Annotated in this window: 17 protein-coding genes, 1 tRNA gene and 2 pseudogenes; 8 read left to right on the forward strand and 12 right to left on the reverse strand. The window is 58.9% G+C overall.

Annotation, left to right across the window (positions count from 1 at the left end):
• Nucleotides 1–119: 119 nt before the first annotated feature.
• The gene (locus ACODSJ_RS14150; RefSeq protein ID WP_489102321.1) at nucleotides 120–1,373 is read left to right on the forward strand and encodes a reverse transcriptase domain-containing protein; all 1,254 of its coding nucleotides are present in this window, start codon (nucleotides 120–122) and stop codon (nucleotides 1,371–1,373) included.
• A gap of 113 nt (nucleotides 1,374–1,486) precedes the next feature.
• Here the strand turns inward: ACODSJ_RS14150 and ACODSJ_RS14155 are convergent, their stop codons facing one another.
• The 11 genes from ACODSJ_RS14155 to ACODSJ_RS14205 all read right to left on the reverse strand — a co-directional run bounded on the left by ACODSJ_RS14155 (nucleotide 1,487) and on the right by ACODSJ_RS14205 (nucleotide 12,089).
• Complete coding sequence (locus ACODSJ_RS14155; protein ID WP_489102322.1) at nucleotides 1,487–1,675, reverse strand: hypothetical protein; 189 nt, start codon at nucleotides 1,673–1,675, stop codon at nucleotides 1,487–1,489.
• A 65-nt stretch (nucleotides 1,676–1,740) separates the two neighbouring features.
• Complete coding sequence (locus tag ACODSJ_RS14160; protein WP_489102323.1) at nucleotides 1,741–2,583, reverse strand: chromosome segregation protein SMC; 843 nt, start codon at nucleotides 2,581–2,583, stop codon at nucleotides 1,741–1,743.
• A gap of 91 nt (nucleotides 2,584–2,674) precedes the next feature.
• A complete protein-coding gene (locus ACODSJ_RS14165) occupies nucleotides 2,675–5,569 on the reverse strand; it encodes a DUF927 domain-containing protein (RefSeq protein WP_489102324.1) in 2,895 nt (964 codons plus the stop codon).
• Nucleotides 5,566–5,835, reverse strand: coding sequence for a DUF3077 domain-containing protein (locus ACODSJ_RS14170; RefSeq protein WP_053191857.1), 270 nt, complete (start codon nucleotides 5,833–5,835; stop codon nucleotides 5,566–5,568). Before ACODSJ_RS14170 ends, ACODSJ_RS14165 begins: the two co-directional genes overlap by 4 nt.
• Nucleotides 5,832–6,122, reverse strand: coding sequence for a hypothetical protein (locus ACODSJ_RS14175; RefSeq protein WP_010457912.1), 291 nt, complete (start codon nucleotides 6,120–6,122; stop codon nucleotides 5,832–5,834). Before ACODSJ_RS14175 ends, ACODSJ_RS14170 begins: the two co-directional genes overlap by 4 nt.
• Before the next feature lie 528 nt (nucleotides 6,123–6,650).
• Entirely contained in the window at nucleotides 6,651–6,956 is a 306-nt protein-coding gene (locus ACODSJ_RS14180) for a hypothetical protein (protein WP_010457909.1), read from the reverse strand.
• Entirely contained in the window at nucleotides 6,953–7,234 is a 282-nt protein-coding gene (locus ACODSJ_RS14185) for a helix-turn-helix transcriptional regulator (protein WP_003205554.1), read from the reverse strand. The genes ACODSJ_RS14180 and ACODSJ_RS14185 overlap by 4 nt, the downstream gene beginning before the upstream one ends.
• 90 nt (nucleotides 7,235–7,324) lie before the next feature.
• Nucleotides 7,325–8,164: a hypothetical protein gene (locus tag ACODSJ_RS14190; protein WP_489102325.1), complete on the reverse strand. Its 840-nt coding sequence runs from the start codon at nucleotides 8,162–8,164 to the stop codon at nucleotides 7,325–7,327.
• Nucleotides 8,165–8,443: 279 nt separating this feature from the next.
• The gene (locus tag ACODSJ_RS14195) at nucleotides 8,444–9,685 is read right to left on the reverse strand and encodes a tyrosine-type recombinase/integrase (RefSeq protein ID WP_042956440.1); all 1,242 of its coding nucleotides are present in this window, start codon (nucleotides 9,683–9,685) and stop codon (nucleotides 8,444–8,446) included.
• Between the two features lie 166 nt (nucleotides 9,686–9,851).
• Nucleotides 9,852–9,928, reverse strand: a tRNA-Met gene (locus ACODSJ_RS14200).
• Nucleotides 9,929–10,031: 103 nt separating this feature from the next.
• Complete coding sequence (locus tag ACODSJ_RS14205; RefSeq protein WP_489102326.1) at nucleotides 10,032–12,089, reverse strand: methyl-accepting chemotaxis protein; 2,058 nt, start codon at nucleotides 12,087–12,089, stop codon at nucleotides 10,032–10,034.
• 333 nt (nucleotides 12,090–12,422) lie between these two features.
• Between ACODSJ_RS14205 and ACODSJ_RS14210 the strand changes: the two genes are divergently transcribed.
• The 7 genes and pseudogenes from ACODSJ_RS14210 to ACODSJ_RS14240 all read left to right on the forward strand — a co-directional run bounded on the left by ACODSJ_RS14210 (nucleotide 12,423) and on the right by ACODSJ_RS14240 (nucleotide 18,261).
• Nucleotides 12,423–13,640, forward strand: a complete 1,218-nt coding sequence (locus tag ACODSJ_RS14210) for an MFS transporter (RefSeq protein ID WP_489102327.1) — start codon at nucleotides 12,423–12,425, stop codon at nucleotides 13,638–13,640.
• 90 nt (nucleotides 13,641–13,730) lie between these two features.
• Nucleotides 13,731–14,222: a hypothetical protein gene (locus tag ACODSJ_RS14215; protein ID WP_489102328.1), complete on the forward strand. Its 492-nt coding sequence runs from the start codon at nucleotides 13,731–13,733 to the stop codon at nucleotides 14,220–14,222.
• 4 nt (nucleotides 14,223–14,226) lie between these two features.
• Nucleotides 14,227–14,460, forward strand: a complete 234-nt coding sequence (locus ACODSJ_RS14220; protein WP_489102329.1) for a hypothetical protein — start codon at nucleotides 14,227–14,229, stop codon at nucleotides 14,458–14,460.
• A 475-nt stretch (nucleotides 14,461–14,935) separates the two neighbouring features.
• Nucleotides 14,936–16,198 (forward strand): annotated as a pseudogene (locus tag ACODSJ_RS14225) (methyl-accepting chemotaxis protein); the annotation flags it as partial.
• 111 nt (nucleotides 16,199–16,309) lie between these two features.
• Nucleotides 16,310–17,098 carry a methyl-accepting chemotaxis protein gene (locus ACODSJ_RS14230; RefSeq protein ID WP_489102410.1) on the forward strand — a complete coding sequence of 263 codons (789 nt, stop codon included), beginning with the start codon at nucleotides 16,310–16,312 and terminating at the stop codon, nucleotides 17,096–17,098.
• Nucleotides 17,099–17,225: 127 nt separating this feature from the next.
• Nucleotides 17,226–17,669, forward strand: coding sequence for a DUF3592 domain-containing protein (locus ACODSJ_RS14235; RefSeq protein WP_489102330.1), 444 nt, complete (start codon nucleotides 17,226–17,228; stop codon nucleotides 17,667–17,669).
• Between the two features lie 4 nt (nucleotides 17,670–17,673).
• Entirely contained in the window at nucleotides 17,674–18,261 is a 588-nt protein-coding gene (locus ACODSJ_RS14240; RefSeq protein ID WP_489102331.1) for a hypothetical protein, read from the forward strand.
• A gap of 139 nt (nucleotides 18,262–18,400) precedes the next feature.
• On the opposite strand, the pseudogene ACODSJ_RS14245 reads toward ACODSJ_RS14240, so the two are convergent.
• Nucleotides 18,401–18,508: pseudogene (locus ACODSJ_RS14245) on the reverse strand (DUF933 domain-containing protein); the annotation flags it as partial.
• Nucleotides 18,509–18,546 lie beyond the last annotated feature (38 nt).

Here is an 18,546-nt window from a genome sequence, read left to right on the forward strand (position 1 = left end):
TGCTGTCCGGGTCGCGACCAAGATCGCCGTTAAGGCTTCGCGGTCTCCCGAAGGTTGAAGGTCCCCTGTAGCAGTTGGGTGAGAGTTCACTGGTGTCTCCCAACAAACAAGGAGTTTTTGTGGCCTCGTCGCTTTACCGTAGAATCTATAGCGGGGATTCGTTGTATTCGGCTTGGAGGAAGGTCAAAGAAAGCGCCTTTTCTTCATCATCCGAAACTATCCGAAACGAAGCTAAGGATTTCGAGAGCCAACTTCCGCGGTCGCTTTCCGACATCCAGCGCGCGCTGTCTAAGAAGACCTTCATCTTCCAAAAGCAGACCGGCGTGGCGAAAATCAAAGCTAACGGAAATTCTCGCCCGATTGTGCTTTCACCTATACCCAACCGGATCGTCCAGCGGGCTCTACTTGACGCCTTATCACGTATTAAGTTTGTGAAAGAAGCGCTGTCTACCCCTACGAGCTACGGAGGCATAAAAAATAAAAGGGTCTCGATGGCGATAGCCGACACCAAAGCAGCCATAGCCAAGGGCGCAACCTTCCATATCAGGTCAGATATCGCCGAGTTCTTCACTAGAATTGACAAGGCCCGCGTGATGAGACTCGTAGCTCCTCACATCATATGCCCTGACACGATTGCATTATTCCGAGCGGCAATCACCACAGACCTTGCGAACATTGACGTGCTTCGACGACAGGGTCTGGATGAGATTTTCCCCATCGGGATAGAGGGTGTAGCGCAAGGATCGCCCCTATCCCCACTCATAGCCAATTTGTACCTGTATGACTTTGACAGGGTCATGAACGATGGGGAGGTCACTTGTCTTCGGTATATCGATGACTTCCTGATCCTCGGGAAGGACATGGGCAGTGTAGATCGTGCGTTTAGCAAAGCGCAGACTGAGCTTCAAAAGCTCTCACTTGAAGCATACCTGCCCTCAGCAACAAGCGACAAAGCCTCGAGGGGCCTTACAGCTAGAGGATTCGATTTCTTGGGTTGCTTCGTTTCCGCAGGATTGATCCAGCCATCTACAGCCACGAGGGAGCGATTCAAGAAACGGATCAAATCCGATCTAGACGCATCGATACGAATGATGAAGTTCAGTGTCGAAGCTGGAGATATATCCGCAAAGGGGTCCTACTCTGGCGCGTTACAGAATATCGACCGAGTAATCCTGGGTTGGGGAAAAGCCTTTTCCTTTTGCAGCAATGGCCAGTGGATAAAGAGCTTGGATGACTACATCACGAGCGCATTGGCGCAATATGAAATAGAAAAAGCGAATCTCTTTCAAAAAACAAATGGCACGGCCCAGCGTACGATGTTGGGGGTAAGGCTGCTTGCAGCAGTCCACTCGGAGCGCAGAGAACCGGAGTGAACGAAAGCTGTCTTTTCAAATCAATGTGAGGGTGGGACTGAACAGTTAAACCTGTCGGCTCAACCAATTACCTATAGAGCAGGCAGGGGAAGCCGGATAGGCTTCCACTTGGTTTAACTCCGGCGCTTCAACTGCTGATCTATGAGGTTCAACTCTGTTTTGATAGCGTTGGCGGTGAGGCTTTGTATTGCGGTGGTCTTCACCCATGGGGAGCCCATGAGCTTTAGCAGGGCGCTCAGGTGGGCTTTTCTTGCCTTCAAATCGTCGGTCTGACTTCGGCTGTTTTGCATGGCAGTGTCCATAGTGCTGTTCTTGGGTATTGTTTAAACAGCCCACACGCGTGGGCTGTTTAAAGCGGTAGAGCTAGTTACAAGGCCAGCACGTCCTGCACGTTGTACCGCACTGAACGCTCCGACAGGTCACTCCAGTCCCAACTGCTGAAATTTTCGCCTTGCTCTGGAACGTTGAGCTTGAGCAGCGCAACAGGATCCCGGTCGATCATTCGACGCGCCGCGCAAAGTTGCCCGCCAACATCAAGTAATGCCTGAGCCGCCTCATTCCACTTCTCTTCAAGCACTGCGTTGGCGAGGTGCAGCGCCTTGTTCTCAATTTTTTGATGTTCTTGCTGTGCTTCAGCGATGTGTTGATCGATGGTGGACAGCTCTTGTTCGAGAGCGCTGATCATCAGCTGCTGACGACGGTTTTGTTCGGCTACCGTCGCGAGGTTTTTGGCGGCTTTTTGCGCGTCAGCGTTAGCGGTCTTCTCGCCATCGGTGTCGCCCCAGGCGACAGCCTGAGCGTAGGCAGTCGCCGCTTCTGTCTCGGCTTGACGTGCTTTCGCCATTTCGTCTGTGGCTTGCTGACGGATTTCATTCAGGCGGGTGCTGACACTCTGCCGCTTTTCGTTGAGCTCGTGCTCGTCGGCTTTCCACGTCGCCATGGCGTCGCGGTAGCCCGCCATCAGGGTTTCGTGATTGGCGATGTTTTCGCGTCGAAGAATTTTTTGATTCAACCGATCAATTTCAAAGTCCAGTGAATCACATTTTCTTTTCCGGTCGGCGTACTGATCCTGCACGTCCCGCTCCCGGCCTCGCTGGATAGACTCGGGGGCGGCGAGAGTGGTCTCATAGTGCAAGAGTTCGGCTCGCAGGCGTTCCACTTCGGAGGTCAGTTGTTCACGGCGGTCTTTCAGTTCTTGGATGTCGTTCATTGTTTCGTCTCTGTGTAATTCGATTGGGTTGGGTTGAGCGGCTGGCGAGGCCGGGAATGAGCCGGCGCTACCTCGATCAGTAGGGAGGCCTTCAGGCAGCCCGAGCCTCGCTCTCATCAGTTCCCGGTATCGTCTTCACGATGTAGCAGCGTTGCGGGCCTAAACCGGGCAACCGGACCAAACTCGATGCCTTGCCGTCGCTACCAGGTTCCAGCACACCCCGGTGCAGCAATTCTTTGTTCACGGCGTTGATGTTCATGCCCCGAAAGATCTCGGATCGCCATGCCTCGGGCAGCACGTAGTAGGTGTGGGTGGTGTGCATGGTGTCGCCCATGCCGTGCTCCAGGGTTTTGCGAAAGCCCAGGCGGTCAATGGTGCGTGGCCCATGCTCATCGATCTTCGCGGCGGCGGTTTCCCAGCGGGTGAAGCGGCTTTCCCCAAAGCGCTCGATGATCTGCCGGAGACGGGCCAAAATCGCATCGCCTTCTAGGTTTCCAGCGCCGCCACGCTCATTCAGCCACGCGCTCAGGCATACGCGTGCGGCCGTGGTCGCGGTGCCGTCGGGCCAACCGGTGATGCCGAGAGCGGTCGCCAGCTCTCCAGCTGCGGCGGCCAATCCAAAACGTGCAGCGGCTCGATGTGCCTGTCCGCTGGCCGAGGCAGGGAGGGCTTTGGCGACGAAACCTTCCAGAGTACGGCGCAGGATGGTTGACCACCCGTGCATCTTGCCGGGCTCGCAAAGGGCCGCCAGGAACGCGGTGAGTGGCGTGCCGTAGTATTTGGCTACCCGAGCCTTGAGCGCGTCAGAGAGGGCCGCTGCGTCATCGAAGCCACTCAACACGTCGAACATCCCCAAGCCTTTGCTGGCATCCGCTGGTACGGCGAGCATGCGTACCTCCATACCGGCTTTTAGCTCCTTGTTGGCTTCGGCCATGTGCTGCGCCAACGTCTTCTCGCCCGTCGAGAGAAACAGCAAGCGCCACTCCTGTACCTGTCGGCCCGCTTGTCCTCGATCATTGGCGCGAGCCTTACCGGTGCCATTGCCAAGCATGTACACCGTTTCGCCGATGATGCGCGGGTCGCACATGCCGATTTCATCCAGCACCAGGAGCCTGTCCGAATGCGCGGCGGCGATGGACTCCAGGGCGTTGTCTGTCGAGCGCCAGGAACGCACTACACGTGGCCCGCCATAGATCGAGGCGGCCACTTGCAGGTGGGTGGTCTTGCCACCGGAGCTGTCGCCGTAGAGGTGAAACCCGCCCGATTCGTGACCGAGCATATTCAACAGCGGTCCCGCAAAGGCCACGCTGACGACGAACGCTAGACGATGGTTACCAACGCACAGTGCGCCGATTTGCTCCTGCCATTGCTCCAGCGTGCCGGACTCGCTGATCGGTGGGAGTTGTGCCCCGGCTTCATAGAAGTGCAGGTGCTCGTCATGCGATCCGATCTGACGTTCGGGCAATAGGAAGGCATTCCCGTGCCAGCCCAGCCGAGTGACCAAACGAGCCCGTTGCGCACTGTCAAAGCCCTGCAAATAGCTCTGCAGGTCGTTGCGTGCGTTACGTCCCGAGCGACTGCCCGCCAGACGTAGACCCATGTCCACAAGGGGGCCGAGTACATCCTTGCCGAAGTCGCCGGTCATGGTACGGGCCGGAATGTTCCAGCGCTTTTTCTGGCCGTCCGGATCGTCGAACTCGACCAGCAAGCCCCAGTTGTGGCCCTTGTCGTCACGGGTGCGTGCGAGGATCTCCAGAGGCGAACACACAGGCCGCGCTTCGCCATCGTCGCCGGAATAAAACACGCCTTCCGGCGTCAGGCGAAAACCACCGGGCAGCAGGTCGTTTTTTGATTTGGCTGGCCGCTTGGGTTTGGGCTGCACCTTGGTTTCGGTTTCTCCGGCCGGAGCGGGGACGGGCGCCGAGCCAAACAGCTCGCCAGTGCGTTCCAGCTCGACGAGGTGGGCCGATGTCCAGCCCTTGGCGAGTGCGTCGGCTGCATCGTCTCCATCGTCCCATTGACCACCTTTGGCAAAGATCGGTGTGCCATTTTTCAGCGTGGGCTTGCGTTTGAAGACGTCCAGGGCGATTGCTTGCACTGAGGCGGCGCCGATTTCACGCAGCTTTTCCGCGACGGCCTCCATGCAGCTCTGACCACTGGAGTCATTGTCCGGCCACAGCAAGACCGACCGCCCTTTGAGAGGTGTCAGGTTGGCCTTATGCCAGGAGTTGGAACCGTTCGGCCAGCAGGTCGCCACATAGCCCTGCATCAGCTCGGCGGCAGCGTCGGCAGCTTTCTCGCCTTCGCACAGCACGACCGGGGCATCGAGCCGTTGCGACAGTTCGTCCAGGTGCAGAAGAGGGCGAGGATCGGGCAGACCTTGCCAACGCCATTGGATGGTTTGGCCGTCGGCGCGTTGGCACCAGGTCAACGGTGCAAAGACTTTCCTTGGCTTGCCGTCTTCGTCCGGCCCAAGGTCGAAGCGATAAAGCGCCATAAGGGGCTGCCCTTGCGCATCGCGATAGATCCACACCTTGGAGGGCGCGCCGTGTTGCCGGTGCTTGGCTGGGCACTTGTTCATGGCCTCGACCGGGATCGGCTGGATGGCGATCCATTCCGGTGCTTTGCTTTTGCTCGATGTTGGCTTGGACCGTGCGGCGCCTGCCGACACGTGCAGCAGATCCGCCAGCTTATTGCAGGCTTCGACGTCTGTGCCGCCGTCGAGGTAGCGCACCAGGTCGATCAGGTCGCCGCCCTTGTCACCGGTAGCAAAGTCCGCCCAAGTGCCTTTGCTCAGATTGACCTTGAGCGACCCGGCACGGTTGTCCGTGCGGGTCGGATTGGGGGCGGTGTATTCCTTGCCGCCATCGACACGCTTGCCGTTGGGCAGCCAGTGAGACAGCACGCGATCAATGTCCTTGAGTGCGGCGCTTTTCACGTCGGCAAAGCTAGGGCGTTTTGTTGGGCTGTTCATGCGCTGGGTCATGTATCGGCCCCCGGCATAAACATGGCATCGTTTACGTCATCGATCAGCGCTTTTGCCATTTCGCCGAGGTAAAGCGCGCACCAGCTGTAGCGCTCACCTTTATCACTCATGGCGGCATCGAGCGTGAGTTGATTGGCGTAATGCTGGAGAAGCGAAACCGTTTCGAGTGCGTCCTCAATAGGAATGCCCGCATTCACTCGAAACACGCCCTGGCCGGAGGTTTTATTGAAAAACGATGCTCGGCCTAGTGTGGTGTGAGCGCTCATACGGCACCGCCTTTCTGATCCATCGGAACAGACGTGGTGTCACCGTGCAGGGTCAGGGTTTTAATCAGTCCCAGGGTGCCCCGGACATCCCAAATAACAGCGGCCAGGACGTGATTGGCTAGGCGTGGTCTGTCGCTTTCGCTTTCGAAATGGTCCTCAAGCAACATCAGTACGGATTCTGCGCGGTTGATAGCGCAGGTGATTGCATCAACCGGGACACCCTTTTCGATGTCTTTGCTGACGCAGAGCAGGTCTTCGGGCAAGGCGAAGCTGAGAGAGGAATTCATCGGGCACCGCCTGCGGCTTCGAGAGCGCGAGCTTTGACCATATGGGCGTTGTAACGGGCAAGACGAGTAGCGAGGCTGGAGTTGGCGTGTAGAGCGGCGAGAGCCATTGCACGGTGTGCAGCGGCGCGAATTTTGGACGGATTGACGGCGTGCATTTGGAGCTCCTTTTGCTGAGGAGCTGCCACCGCTTGCGGCCAAGCAAGGAAAGGTGACAGCTGTACGCGGGTTGGCCGACCGGGGCAAAAGGGACCCGGCACACCCGAAGGTGTCCCACGCACAGCCGCCATAACACGATACGACGGGCACAAAAAAAGCGCCTGCTATCGGATGGAGGGCGCTTGTGCGCCTTTTGCAATTCGGACGGCCAAGTCCGGTCGCTGATTTTGCAGCGACGACCTGAGAGTAACGTCCGTTCTCCAAAAGTGCAACTAGGCGGGTGGCTTGCAGATTTTTCAGGTGTGGCATAAATTGTTCGGGCATGTAGATTTACCTCAACGCCTCCGGATCGCCCCCGGAGGCGTTTTCGTTTCAGGCATGAAAGTCGAAGCGCAGGGAAAGCAGGGGCAGGAAACCGCCTTGGAGCATCGAGCGGGCATCTTCATAGGCTTCCGCTTGCTGGCCTTCGTCGACGATCACCGCCCCGGTCTTTTCGCAGTGAAGGGAGAGCGCGCACCAGGTACCGTCGGCCCAGCTGAGTACGCTGACCACGCGACCTTGTTTGTCCTGCTGGCTGCGATAGCGCTCCAGGCGCTGCATGAGGCGGGGCGAAAAGCCGATCTGGCGAAGAATGGAGAAGGGGTGCATCAGGGCTTTGTTGGCGATCTTGCGGCTCATGCGGCCACCTGATCACGAGCCTCGATGCGGCTGCGTGCCCATGCTTGGACTTCAGATAGAACCCAGGCGACCGGCGCACCGCGAGCATTGCTGTTGCTCAGTTTGACGGGCTGAGGAAAGCCGCAGTCAGGACGCTGCATCAGCTTGTAGATGGTGGACCGTTTCATCCCTACGATGCCTTCGACTTCACGCATGCGGATCAACGTCGAGGTGGCATCAAACAGCGAGGGGGAATTTGCAGGAGCCTTGCGGGAAAGGCCGGTGATTGAGGTATTCATAGGTATTGCTCTCGATTGGTTTGGACTGACGAGAGCAATGATCTAGGCGGTGAAGTGCGGTGAGCAGTTCACTTCCAATTGAAATTTCAGTTACAGAACGAAATTGCGTTTGAGAATGGCCTCTACGCTTTTGCGCGTGAGTGCTTTTTCCGTTTCGAGGGCGATCCACTCGGGACGCTGTTTTAGCGGTCTAGCAACTTCACGTTCCAGCCAAGCATGCACGGCGGTTGGGATGTTTCGCTCCTGCATGCCTTTCGCCAGGTAGTGCATGCCTTGCTTAACAATTGCAGCATCTCGGGCACTGGTGTCCTTGCTACGCTCCATACCGCTGATGATGCCGCCTTTTTTGCGAGTCGCATTCTTGCTCGCTCGATCAGCGACGGGCGTCAGTTCATCATCAATCAAGCAGGGCAGGGATATGATTGGCTCCAGGTGAAGGACGTACTGATCGAGCGCTTCAATGCGCTCATCTGGATTGGCCTGTATCTCTACAAACTGACAGTAGAGTTCCCTCGGCCAGTCGGTCGGAGGCTCTGAAAGATGAGACCAAGCCTTTTGATCTGTTGTTCGCATCCAGTCGTTTAGCTCCCCCAGCGCTTTCACAGCACAAGCCATGATGTAGGCTGCGTGGGCATCTCGATCCGAAGCCGTACCACACTCGCCGTATTGACGAACCCAGTGGGCGAGACGTGCTCTGGTGTCGGTGGAGGCATACTGAAAAATTGCCTCTTCATGCATTGTCGTCTTAATGCAGAGACTGCTGGGATCGAAGTCGTTGCTGTCGTCGCGAACGCGAAGGCAGCATTGTTCGATCAAAAAGCACACGTCATGAATCTGTTCACGGCAGAGCTCGTATAGCGGCTGTGCCGAGAGAAAACTCATTAGCCCCGAGGTAAACGCGGAATCTACTAGTGATTGATGATCAGCCATGGCCGAGCGCCTTAGGCGTTGTGTCGCGCTTCATCCCGCGCCCTGTGTGCCGCAAGTGAAACCAGCGTGAGTCGCTCGATGACCAGACACGTCTAACGTCAGCCCGCAGTGAGTTAGGGGGGATAGACGCGTTACACATTGAGGCAGTGTCACACGCGGTGTACGGATGTTTGCGCGGGCGTGTAACAGGCGTGAGGCCCAATGAAAATGGGCGTCTGGCGAGGTTAGTTACACGAGTAACACCCGTAACATGGATTTTCTCGGGGGTATGGTAGGTGCTCATACAGCCTTACCGAACTGACCTTGAATAACATTTCCGGCTTCAAGTGCATCAAGATGATCCGCATACCACTGCATCATCTTTGTGCGCTGTTCAAGATACTGGGCTTTGTTGTAAATCCCTCGGACACCTTGTGCCTTGTGACTGAGTTGGGCCTCGATATGGTCAGCGGGGTAACCATGCTCATTGAGGATGGTGCTGGCGATGTGGCGGAAGCCATGACCGGTCTGGCGGCCTTCGTAACCAAGGCGCCTGAGCGCCATGAGAAATACGGTGTCGCTTCGGGGTTTGGTGCGATCACTTCTTCCTGGGAACAGAAGAGGGTATGCCCCGGTAAGTTGCCGAAGCTCCAAAAGGGCATCTACGGCCTGAGTGCATAGCGGCACCAGATGTTCGCGGCCTTTTTTACGTCCCTTGCGTTCGACAGGCACTGTCCACAGTTTTTTGTCGAAGTCGAACTCCAACCAATGAGCTTCGCGAAGTTCGCTGGGACGGACTGCCATCAGGGTCAACAGCCGCAGGCCAAGCTGAACATCTTTGGCATGCGGATAGGAACGTATCGCTCTGAGTAACTGAGGAAGCTCGTCAGGTGAGACATGAGCGTAGTTCTCTGCCTTTCCCGATGACAGAAACTTATGCACGCCCTCCAAGGGATTGTTGACGGCTCTGCCGGTTACGCGAGCCAGGTCATAGATATCTTTGCAGTAAGCCCTCACGCGGCTCATCTGTTCCAAAATCCCCTGGCGCTCAAGTCCTCTCAATAGTTCCATCCACTCCATAGACATGATCGAGGTATAGGGGCGTTTACCTAGCGAGGGGAACACGTGGCGTTCGAGTGCGCCGAGTATTCTTTTGGCAGTCCCAGCATCCCAGCCGCTGAGGCGAGACGTATGCCATTCCCTGGCTAGTGCTTCAAATGTGTCATTGGCTGCGTCAATGTCAGCCGCCTGACGAGCCTTCTTGGAGATGATTGGGTTCTTGCCCTCTGAGGCGTCAGCTCGCAGCTCTGCCGCTTTCTGCCGAGCGAAGGCGCCGCTTACTTCTGGATAGCCGCCGAGACCTAGCCAAGACCATTTGCCGTCCGGTTTCTTGTAGCGTAATTCCCAAGATTTCTGGCCGTTTGGTTTGACCCTGAAATACAGCCCAGGGCTGTCTAGTTCGCGGTATGCCCCGGCCTCAGGCTCCAGGCTGGAAAGTGTTGTATCAGCGAGAGGGCGTCGCTTGATATCGGCGCGTTTCATCCGTGTATGCCTCCAGTTCAATTAGTTCTGAAGCATACACGTGGGCATACACGGTGGGGAAGGATAGGGGTAGATAGAGGTGGACAGCCAGAAACAAGAAAGCCCGCACTAGGCGGGCTTCTTGAGGTGATTCATAGACTGCTGTAGACATCTATGGATCGGTACTTGGTGGCTACACAGGGACTTGAACCCCGGACCCCAGCATTATGAATGCTATGCTCTAACCAACTGAGCTATGTAGCCAAGTGGCGCGCATTATTCGCTGGTAACGAAGATGTGTCAAGCGCAAATCTGAAATATTCCTCTGCGCTTTCAACCGCTTATCCGTCCTCGCTGCAAATACTCGTCAACCGAGTTGAAATCTCCCCGTATTGGCACTCAATGCCTGGCTGCCCTGGCTCAGGGTATCCGCCGCCAGGTTCACCGCCCGCGCGCCGTCGAGCAGGCGCATGGCGGCCTGGTCGACCTGCTGGATATTGCCGCTGACTTCATCGGCCACGCTGGCCTGTTCGTCCACGGCGGTGGCGATTTGCGCCAGGGTGTCGGTGACGCTTTGCACGGCGCTGGCGATTTCCCCCAGGCGCTCACCCAGGCCGGTGACGGCTTGGGCGTCGGTCTGGGCCTGGCCGCACGCGGCCTCCATCAAACTGACGGCTTCGTTGACCGTGGCGCGCAGGCTGTCGACGGTGCCGGCAATCTGTTGCGTGGAGGACTGGGTGCGTTGCGACAGGCTGCGCACTTCGTCGGCCACCACCGCAAAACCACGGCCCTGCTCACCTGCGCGGGCGGCCTCGATGGCGGCATTGAGGGCCAACAGGTTGGTCTGCTCGGCCACGCCACGAATGGTGTCGACCACCAACTGGATCTGCTGCCCCTGCTCGCTGACTCGGCCCAGCGCGGCAGCGGTTTCGTTGAGCCGCTGGTTGAGCTGCTGGATGCTCGCGGTGGTGCGTTGGCTGTCGCGGCTGCTGTCGGCGGCGATCTGCCGGGTCTGTTGGGCGCTGTCGGAGGCCTGCTCGCAACTTTTCGCCACGCCCTGGGAGGTGGCGGCCAGTTGTGTCGCCGCGGCCGCGATCTGGCTGATCTGCAACTGCTGGGCTTCGACTTCGCCCAAGGCACCACTGGAGTGGGTATTGAGGGTGCGCACGGCATCGCTCAACTGCAACGTTTCGTGGTCCACCCCCAGCAGGCTGTTACGCAATTGCACCACTGCCACGTTCAGGGCGGTGCTGATGGCTGCCAGTTCGTCACGACCCTGCACCGGAACCTGCAGGCTCAGGTTACCGTCACGCAGGGCTTCGGCGAGCAGGGTGATGCCGCTGGCGCTGCGCCGGATCGACGCTTGCAGGCAGATGAACAGATAGAGCGCCGCCAACAGCAGGCAGCCGAGCACGGTCGCCACCAGGCTGAACTGGCGGATCGCCGAGCCATGGTAGTGATCCAGGCGGGTGTCCAACGCGAGCAGGGACTGTTGACGCAGGGTCGCCAGGTCGCCCAGGAGGGCATCCATGTTTTTTTCGAAGTCTTCCGGCTTGAGGGTGATGGCGCCGCCAAACACGCCGTCATCCAGCACCTTCAAACCTGCATCCAGATGCTTGAGGCTGTCCTGGAACTGACCGGCCCAGGTTTGCAGTTCGCTGGGCAGGCGGGTTTGCAGCAAGGCGCCGGTCTTGACCAGTTGATCCCGGGCGTCGCCGATGCGACTGCGCAGATCCCGCAATTGCAGGCGGCTCTGCAAGGTGAACTGGCCCGACACCACGGAGGCCTGGCCGACGCTGGCCAGGCGGCCGACCCGTTCGATCAGGTCGGGTGTCTGCTGGGTGGCGATCTGCGTCAGCAAATAAGTCTCCAGCCACGAAGCGAGGGTCAGGCGATTGTCCATGACCATTTGCTCGCGCAAGGCTTGCAGGGCGCTGAGGGCCGCAGTGAAGCGGTCGTAACCATCCGGCCACCAGCCTACGGCGCCCAGGCTTTTTGAGTCGAGGCCATTGAGGCTGCTTTGCAGGGCCTGGTAGCGGGCGAGGGTATCGGCTTGGGCGCCTTCGTTCTGCAACGTCGTGCCCAGGTCGGTGACGGCCTGGTTGAGGGCCGGTTGCACGGCGTCGAACGCGCCCATGGCGGCGAGCGTTGCCGGCGTTGGCTGTCGATTGGTTTCGGTGGCGCGCCAGCGGGCCGCGCGGTCGCGCTGGGCGGTGAGCAGGTTGTCCAGGTTATCCAGCGCCAGCAACTGGCGTACCCCGGTACGTTCCCCGGAGATCAGGCTGAGTTTGTCGCGATAGTCCTGTCCGATTATCCACAGGCTGCCCATGAGGGGCAGGATGAAGAGCAAGAACAACAACTGGAATTTGCGGGCAAAGCCGAAGCGCCCCAACAATCCGATACCCGGTGATAGAAAAGCCTGCATGCCCATACTCCCCTGGACACCCTTTGCACTCTTATTGTGCGTTTTTACACACGTGCTGAAGCGGGTGCCCTTTTAAAAGGCCTCGAAAGTTTGTCCAAATCGGCTCGGTTGGCCTGCTCTGTAGCGAAACTTCCCATTCTCGGTCCCCTTTGTAAGAGGCCGCGTTCTCGCCTATTGAGAAGGCAAGATTCAGACCATGGCGTTGCGCTATCACCTTGGAATCCGACAACTTTCCAGTTCGATAGCAAGCTAAGGGGATGGCCTTGTTGCACCGAAAAATGGCACATTGACGGACCTGCCCGCGTGCACCCATCTGTCGTATGGAAACTTCCCATGGCTACCAGTGATACCCAGGCCGACACCCGGTCCATTCCCGCCACGTCCCAAGGCAGTCCGTTGGTGCTGCGCATCATCGGCGCCGTGGCGCTGGCGCACTTGATCAACGATCTGATCCAGGCCGTGCTGCCCTCGATCTATCCGCTGCTCAAGGCCAGCTATGGCCTGACGTTCACCCAGGTGGGCCTGATCACGCTGACGTTCCAGCTGACCGCTTCGCTGTTGCAGCCTTGGGTTGGCTACTACACCGACCGGCATCCCAAGCCATGGCTGCTGCCCACCGGGACGGTGTGCACGCTGATCGGCATCGTGATGATGTCCATGGTCGGCAGTTTCGCCTTGATTCTGCTGGCCGCCGCGCTGATCGGCATCGGCTCGTCGACCTTCCACCCGGAAGCGTCGCGTATCGCGCGGCTGGCCTCGGGTGGACGCTACGGCCTGGCGCAGTCGACGTTCCAGGTCGGTGGCAACGCCGGCTCTGCTTTCGGCCCTTTGCTCGCCGCCGCGATCATCATTCCCTACGGGCAAGGCAACGTGGCCTGGTTTGGCTTGTTCGCGGTGTTTGCGCTGTTCGTGCTGTATCGCATCAGCCGCTGGTACGCCAACCACCTGAGCCTGTTCAAGCTCAAGCAAGGCCAGGCGGCCACCCACGGCCTGTCCAGGCATCGGGTGTTGGGCGCGTTGGTGGTACTGGGGCTGCTGGTGTTTTCCAAGTATTTCTACATGGCCAGCTTCACCAGTTACTTCACCTTTTACCTGATCGAGAAGTTCGACCTGTCGGTGGCTTCTTCGCAGTTGTACCTGTTCCTGTTCCTCGCCGCGGTGGCGGCGGGAACGTTTTTTGGTGGCCCGATCGGTGACCGCATCGGCCGCAAGGCGGTGATCTGGTTCTCGATCCTCGGCGTGGCGCCATTCACCTTGCTGCTGCCCCACGTGGACCTGGTATGGACGAGCATCCTCAGCGTGATCATCGGCTTCATCCTTGCCTCGGCGTTCTCGGCCATCGTGGTCTACGCCCAGGAGTTGGTGCCGGGTAACGTCGGAATGATCGCCGGGGTGTTCTTCGGGCTGATGTTCGGGTTTGGCGGGATTGGCGCCGCGCTGCTGGGGCACCTGGCAGACATCCATGGCATCGAGTATGTGTATTGGCTGTGCTCGTTCCTGCCGCTGCTGGGGGTGTTGGCGATTTTCCTGCCACGTACCGGCAAGGCTTGAGTCTCCTGCCAAGGGCGCATTGCCATTTGCCTAAATCGCCGGGCTGATGGACACTTCGCGCCCTTTTTGAACTCGTTAAGGACGCGAGCAGTGGACTTCGACAGGAATCAATTTACCGCCAATCACGGCATCGTCTTCAGCGTGACCCGGTTCAGTATCACGCCCAATGACCGCGGCAGTCTTCGCACGCTTCATTTCGGCGAGGCGAAGTCGGCCCATTTCGAGGTCAGTCGGTTGCTGGTCGAGCTGTATGACAAGATGCTGGCCAAAGACTTGCCCTGCGTGATGATGGTCGGTATCTCCAACCCGCTGACCCGCAAGCAGGGCGACCTGCTCAACGACCAGCGCATGAGCATTGCCAACATCACCGCCGGGATCTTTACGGCGGCAGGCGCCAAGGTGCCTTTCATTGGTTTTGCGGCGGGACCGGCGGCCGGCTATTTTGGCCGGGAGTTGGTCAAGGGCAAGTTGCCGTCCTATCACGCCGGCGATGTCATCGTCAGCCTGGACGCCCAGGTCAACGGCGGCATCGGGCCGCAACGCTCGACATCCTCCATGATCATCAAGTCCCAAGGGGCGTAGGCCCATGAGTCTCTACAGTCAGTATGCGTTGGCCGGCCTGGGCATCGTGCTCCTGTACTTTTTCCCCAGGCGCCAAGTGCTCAGGACATGGCTGGGCATCGCCCTGGTCCTCCTGGGCTTCGGGGTGATGTTCGCGCTGCCGCCCTTCATGGGCGGCATCGACCTCGGCATCTTTGCCATCGCGGCGATCGGCGCGGGGGCTTCGTTGTTCTTCACTCGCGGCAAATACGAGCAGTAAGGACCCTGCCGGGCGGTCGCCGAGCGCCGCCGCCCCGGCCTGTCAGCGCGCATTACGACCAAAGTACTGTTTTGTCTAAGCCTTAAGTTGATTTTGTATCAAGTTTGAGCGTGCTAACTTGTCTTCGTGGTTATTGGTTTGAATGGACTCTGCGGCCTTATTCAAGGGTGACCCTGTGGTTACTGTAAAAGCAGGTTTCACATTCTTTCCAACCATCGCCCTTGTTTTCCTGAAGATAAGGCTTTCGGTTTTTCCTTGAATACCCTGACGGTCAACTTCGTTGGCTGGCAATGAATCTGCGCCCCCACCTGCCACGTTGCAATACCTTTAAACCCGCTGTATCGCCGCGCTTGCCGAGGGGGTTTGCCTCTGTGCGGTAAAAACAGCAGCAGTTGATTGTTATCTGTCGCGTCGTGCACAAGTTGATGCTGCCGTCTTTGACGTTGGCCATAAATAGAATCAGGCAGGGGTCGATATGAAGTTCAAGTCATTGCAGGCACGTATATGTGTCACGGCAGGCGTGTGCCTGTTTGTTTCATCGGTCAGCCTGATTGTCTATGGGCTCTTTACTGCCCGTGCGAATGAGCAGTACGTTGCCAGCGAAGTGTCGGCACTGGTTGAAAAAGCGACGATCCGGGAAATCCAGAACCTGGCCGAATCCCGGGCCAACGCCATCCAGGCCAAACTGCAGAATGCGCTGGATGCGGCCCGCACCCTGGCCAACACCTTTGCCGCCGGCAAGGCTTCGCAAAGCCCCCTGGCTTTGGGCCGCGAGCAGATCAACAGCGTCTTGCTCGGCGTGCTCAAGGACAACCCGGATTTCAACGGCACCTATTCCTGCTGGGAGCCCGACGCGTTGGACGGGCAGGACCTTGCCTTCCGGAATGCCGCGGACGGCAGTAATGCCCAGACCGGGCGTTTCACGCCCTACTGGACACGCGGTGCCGGCGGGCACCTGGCCGTTCAGCCGCTGGTTGAATACGACTCGCCGGACCGTCATCCCAACGGGGTGCCAAAAGGGGGCTGGTACACCGGTCCACGGGACACCCTGAAGGAAAGCGTGCTGGACCCCATCCCCTATGTGGTCCAGGGCAAGAATGTCTGGCTGACCACGTTGTCGGTGCCGATCGTGGTCAATGGCAAGTTCCATGGCGTGGTCGGGGCGGACTTCGACATTGCGTTCATCCAGAAGCTCAGCGAGCAGATGTCTGCCGGCCTGTACGATGGCCAGGGCTCGGTGTCCATCATCAGCAACCAGGGGCTGGTGGTCGCGGACAGCCGGCGTACCGACCTGATCGGCCAGCCCATCAAGGCCCTGTTGCCCGAGGCCTGGGAAAAGGTGCTTGGCGATGTCCGCGAGGGACGTGGCAACGGCCAGCTCAATCCGCAAACCCAGGACATCGAAGTGCTGATGCCCATCGAACTCGGGCGCACTGGCAAGCCCTGGGCGGTGCTGATCCGTCTGCCCAAGGCTGTGGTCATGAGCCAGGCAATTGCCCTGGAGCAGGAACTGCAAGCGCGCAGCCTCAACAACAGCATCTGGCAGGTCTCGGTCGGGCTGGGCATCTCGCTGCTGGCCCTGGCTGCCCTGTGGTTCGCTGCGGCGAAAATCGTCGGGCCGATTCGCGAGGCGGCTGCCTTGGCGGCGAATATCAGCCTGGGCGACTTTTCCCGGCGCCTGGTACAGAAGTCCGAGGATGAGGTCGGGCAATTGTCTGCCGCGCTGAACGACATGTCCGAAAGCCTGCAACGGCAGGTGCGGGTGGCCGAGCGTATTTCCGAAGGCGACCTGGACCTGGAGGTGCGCCTGTCGTCCCCCCATGACACCTTGGGCAAGTCGCTGGAGAAGATGGTCAGCAACCTGAACCAGCTGATTTCCGAGGTCCAGGCCAGTGCTACCCAGATCACCGGCAGTTCGGCGCAGGTCACCGACCTGAGCCAGTCGTTGTCCGATGGCGCCTCCAACTCAGCCTCGTCCATCACTGAAATCAGTGCCGTGATGACGCAAATGGCTGCCCAGACCCGGGACAACGCCGCCAACGCCAAGAAGGCCGATGAGCAATCCCAGGCATCACGCGCCGACGCAGGGGAGAGCGACAAGTTGATGAGCGAGCTGATTGCCGCCATGGCTGAAATCGACAATTCGGGCAAGGACATCACCGCGATCATCACCACCATCGATAACATCGCCGCCCAAACCAATCTGCTGGCCTTGAACGCGGCCATCGAGGCTGCCCGGGCGGGTGAGCTCGGACGCGGGTTTGCCGTGGTGGCCGATGAAGTGCGCAGCCTGGCGGCCCGCAGCGCCGAGGCCGCGCAGCAAACGGCCGCCCTGATCGCCGACTCCTCGAACAAGACCCAACGCGGCATGATCATCGCAGGCCGGACCGCCGAGTCGCTCAAGAACATTGTCAATGGCACCAGCGCGGTGTCCAGCCTGGTGTCGCTGATCTATCAGGCTTCCAGCGAGCAGGCGTCGGGTTTGCAACAGGCCAGCGTCGGGCTTGAGCAGATCGATGAAGTCACCCAGAAGAACCATTCCAGCTCGCAGGAATGCGCGCTGGCGGCCCGCGACCTTTCGGAGCGGGCCTCGCTGATGCAGCGGGTGCTGGGGCGTTTCAAGGTCAAGAGGGGCTGATGGACATCCGTGACGAGGGAGCAAGTTCTCTCGCCACGGGATCAAACCTCGAATGGAAAGTAATACGGCATAGCAGGCTTTTGTTATCCTCGCCGTCTTCTTTCATGGATGAATATCGGGACAAGCCATGGCTAACGACACCCCGTCACGCATCGGGACGATATTCCTGGGCCTGCTTTTTGCGCTGATTGGCATTGGCTTGCTGGGCATTGCCGTCAATCTCACACTCGACCGCCGCGACTTCCTCACCCGGGCACAGACTGTCGATGGCGTCGTCAGTCACTTGAATGCAGGTGGCTCGCATCCTGAGATCGCCTTCACCACAGTCAGCGGTGAAAGAGTTTCCTACCCTCAGGGTGGCTTTATCTTCGGCTATCAGAAGGACCAGCCGGTGCGGGTGCATTACCTGCCCGAGCAGCCGACGGCCAGCGCCATCGTCGATGCCCCAACGGCACTGTGGGGCACTTCCGGGGTGCTGGGTTTCATCGGCTTGGTGTTCACTCTTGTCGGCCTGCTGAAAGCCACCCGCCAACGCGGTCGCGATGCGGATCATTCAAATAAAGGACGTTGAACGTATGACCTACAACATCCCACTTCCGGTTAATGAAAGTCGCTGGCAGTACCAGACCGCAAGCGGCGGTGGTCTGACCGTAGTCATGGTGGCTGGCAGTGGTGGTTCGATTATCCTGCGCTCCCCCCAAGGCGAAGACGTCAGCTACCGCTATGGCGGGGTTGGCGTGGGGGTCGGGTTTGGCGCCAGGCTGCCGCGCTTCGGCAAGATTAATATCCAGATCAAGGGGAAGGGCGTCAATGGGGTCGGTGCGGCCGAGGCGTTTCCCAGCACTGGCAAGGTGTTTGTCAGCGACGCCCTGGTCGACCGCGACCTGCGCAGTGACGACATCACCGGTCCTTGCATGTATACCGAAGTGGGCGTGGGCCTAGGGATCGGCGGTTCGGCCACGGCCCTGCTGTTCGGGCTCGATCCCAAGTTGCTGGCGTTGTCGGTGGCCCTGAGCTCCAACCCGGCAACGTCGCTCATCGCTTCGACCACGGTCAACCGCCAACTGGCACGCTCAGCCAAGGGCGCGGTGGTCATGGCGGGGGTGAACGCTGGCCTCCAGGCTGGTGGTGGCGCGGCGATCTATATGGGCTATCTGTTCTAGCGGTGTGACTGCAAGATTCACGCACGACACCGAACCATTGTGGGATCCATGGGAAAGCACCCGGCCGGTTCGCAAAGAATGAGCAAAGCACCCAAAAGAAAGCCGCGAATCAACGCGGCTTTCTTGAAGCTAACAACGCTTAGACGTTGAAGCGCAAGTGCATCACGTCGCCGTCCTTGACGATGTATTCCTTGCCTTCCAGGCGCCATTTACCGGCTTCCTTGGCACCGACTTCACCCTTGAACTCGTTTCTCAAGTGCGGAGTGCCAATAAAATGGCGATTAC

The sequence above is a fragment of the Pseudomonas sp. FG6 genome, from assembly GCF_057809015.1.

Coding starts and splice junctions, on each gene's coding strand:
- ACODSJ_RS14235 (WP_489102330.1), top strand. CDS start 17,226: ATGGCTAACGACACCCCGTCACGCATCGGGACGATATTCCTGGGCCTG.
- ACODSJ_RS14175 (WP_010457912.1), bottom strand. CDS start 6,122: ATGAATTCCTCTCTCAGCTTCGCCTTGCCCGAAGACCTGCTCTGCGTC.
- ACODSJ_RS14165 (WP_489102324.1), bottom strand. CDS start 5,569: ATGACCCAGCGCATGAACAGCCCAACAAAACGCCCTAGCTTTGCCGAC.
- ACODSJ_RS14240 (WP_489102331.1), top strand. CDS start 17,674: ATGACCTACAACATCCCACTTCCGGTTAATGAAAGTCGCTGGCAGTAC.
- ACODSJ_RS14205 (WP_489102326.1), bottom strand. CDS start 12,089: ATGCAGGCTTTTCTATCACCGGGTATCGGATTGTTGGGGCGCTTCGGC.
- ACODSJ_RS14230 (WP_489102410.1), top strand. CDS start 16,310: ATGGTCAGCAACCTGAACCAGCTGATTTCCGAGGTCCAGGCCAGTGCT.
- ACODSJ_RS14190 (WP_489102325.1), bottom strand. CDS start 8,164: ATGGCTGATCATCAATCACTAGTAGATTCCGCGTTTACCTCGGGGCTA.
- ACODSJ_RS14155 (WP_489102322.1), bottom strand. CDS start 1,675: ATGGACACTGCCATGCAAAACAGCCGAAGTCAGACCGACGATTTGAAG.
- ACODSJ_RS14185 (WP_003205554.1), bottom strand. CDS start 7,234: ATGAATACCTCAATCACCGGCCTTTCCCGCAAGGCTCCTGCAAATTCC.
- ACODSJ_RS14170 (WP_053191857.1), bottom strand. CDS start 5,835: ATGAGCGCTCACACCACACTAGGCCGAGCATCGTTTTTCAATAAAACC.
- ACODSJ_RS14160 (WP_489102323.1), bottom strand. CDS start 2,583: ATGAACGACATCCAAGAACTGAAAGACCGCCGTGAACAACTGACCTCC.
- ACODSJ_RS14195 (WP_042956440.1), bottom strand. CDS start 9,685: ATGAAACGCGCCGATATCAAGCGACGCCCTCTCGCTGATACAACACTT.
- ACODSJ_RS14220 (WP_489102329.1), top strand. CDS start 14,227: ATGAGTCTCTACAGTCAGTATGCGTTGGCCGGCCTGGGCATCGTGCTC.
- ACODSJ_RS14180 (WP_010457909.1), bottom strand. CDS start 6,956: ATGAGCCGCAAGATCGCCAACAAAGCCCTGATGCACCCCTTCTCCATT.
- ACODSJ_RS14210 (WP_489102327.1), top strand. CDS start 12,423: ATGGCTACCAGTGATACCCAGGCCGACACCCGGTCCATTCCCGCCACG.